1 protein-coding gene is annotated in these 1835 nt (G+C 72.9%); it reads right to left on the bottom strand.

Features of this window, described 5'->3' with window-relative positions; genetic code table 11:
• Nucleotides 1-46 precede the first annotated feature (46 nt).
• Nucleotides 47-1696: an AMP-binding protein gene (locus ACFWEJ_RS28600; protein ID WP_377232540.1), complete on the bottom strand. Its 1650-nt coding sequence runs from the start codon at nt 1694-1696 to the stop codon at nt 47-49.
• Nucleotides 1697-1835 lie beyond the last annotated feature (139 nt).

The following is a 1835-nucleotide window of genomic DNA, read 5'->3' as shown; positions in this document are numbered from 1 at the left end:
GGTATTTGCGCCCTCGAACCGTTTCGACAGCGCAAATACCCAGCACTCAACGAGGGGGGTGGGGGAGGTTGCGGCGGACGACCTTGCCTGTCGGGTTGCGGGGGAGTTCCGGCAGGAAGTGGATGTCGCGGGGGAGCGAGAAGCGCGGGAGCGTGTCCCGGAGGCGGTCCAGCAGGGTGTCCGCCGTGAGCGTCGCGCCCTCGCGCAGCACCACGTACGCGGCGAACCGGTGGCCGAACCGCTCGTCGGGCACGCCGAACACCGCGACGTCCGCGACCTCGGGCAGGGCGGTGATCGCGTCCTCCACCGGGCGGGGATAGACGTTCTCGCCGCCCGAGACGATCATGTCGTCGGCCCGGCCCACCACGTACAGCCGGCCCTCGGCGTCGAGGCGGCCGCGGTCGCCCGTGGCCATCAGGTCGCCGAACATCGGCTTGCCCGTGCCGTTCGTGTACCCCTCGAACAGCATGCCGTTGCCCACGCAGATCTGGCCGACGTCGCCCTGCGGGACGGGCCGGCCGGCGTCGTCCAGGATGCCGATGCGGGTGCCGAGCGGCGGCCGCCCCGCCGTCGTCGGCTGCGCGGCGAGGTCCGCGGGCGTCGAGATGGAGGCCCAGGAGGCCTCGGTCGAGCCGTACAGGCCGTAGAGCACCGGGCCGAACTCGTCGAGGAACTGCGTGATCCGCTCGGCAGGCATGGCCGAGCCGGAGTAGGCGACGACGCGCAGGGACGACGTGTCGTACCGGGCCTTCACCTCGGCGGGCAGGTCGAGGATGCGCTGCAACATGACCGGCACCGCTACCAGAGCCGTCACCCGGTGCTCGGCGATCATCCGGAGCGTCTGCTCGGCGTCGAACCGGCGCGGCAGCACCAGCTCGGCGTGCAGCGCCATGCCGAGCTGCAGGGCCGCGAGCCCCCACGTGTGGAAGATCGGCGTGGTGATCATCATCCGGTCGCCGGCCCGCAGCGGGATGACCGACAGCAGCGACGCCGCCTCGCTGAGACCGTGCGGCTGCGGACGGCGGGCGCCCTTCGGGGTGCTCGTGGTGCCCGACGTCATGACGACGGTCCGGCCCGGCTTCCCGGGGATCGGCACCCGCGCCGCGTCGCCGTCCGCGACGAGCTCGGCGAGGCCGGAGGCGCCGTCGTCGGCCCAGGTGGTGACGACCGGCAGGCCGGCGGGCAGGTCGGGCTCCTGGTCCAGGAATTCCTGGTCGGCGAGGAGCAGCGCGGGCCGCTGCTCGGCGACGACGGCGGCGACCTGCGCGGGGGAGAGCCCGGAGTTGAGCAGCAGCGTGGTCGCGCCGAGCTTGGCCAGCGCCACCATGGACTCGATGAGGCCCCCGTGGTTGCGGCAGAGCACGGCGACGGGCGTGCGCAGGCCGACGCCGCGGTCGCGCAGGGCGTTGGCCAGGCGGTTCGCGCGGTCGTCGAGCTCGCGGAAGGTCACGCTGCGCTGCTCGTCGGCGAACGCCGTCTGGTGCGGGGTGCGGACCGTGCTGGCGCGGTAGCCGCCGGCGATCGACGGGCCCCACGTGACGAGCTGCCAGATCGCGCCGACGTCGCGATGGACGCGCAGGCCCGGGGCGAGGACGCCCGAGCGAACGAGGTAGAACCCCTGGTTGAGCAGGTTCTCCTTGCGGTCGACCTGCGCGAGGCCGCCGGCGCGGACCTCCGCGGCACTGGTGGTCAGCACGTCGCCCCCCTTGGCTCGCCACTATTGCACCCGCATTCAATAGGAAACGGGTGCGGGAGGCAACCCTCTCGTCGGCCGGGGAGGGGCGGCCCACTCCCCTTTGAGGCCCGGGTTTCTTCGCTTTGAGCCAGCTCAAAGC

This window comes from Promicromonospora sp. NPDC060204, from assembly GCF_042728455.1.
Lineage (GTDB): Bacteria > Actinomycetota > Actinomycetes > Actinomycetales > Cellulomonadaceae > Promicromonospora.
This window is presented reverse-complemented; position numbering and strand designations above follow the sequence as displayed.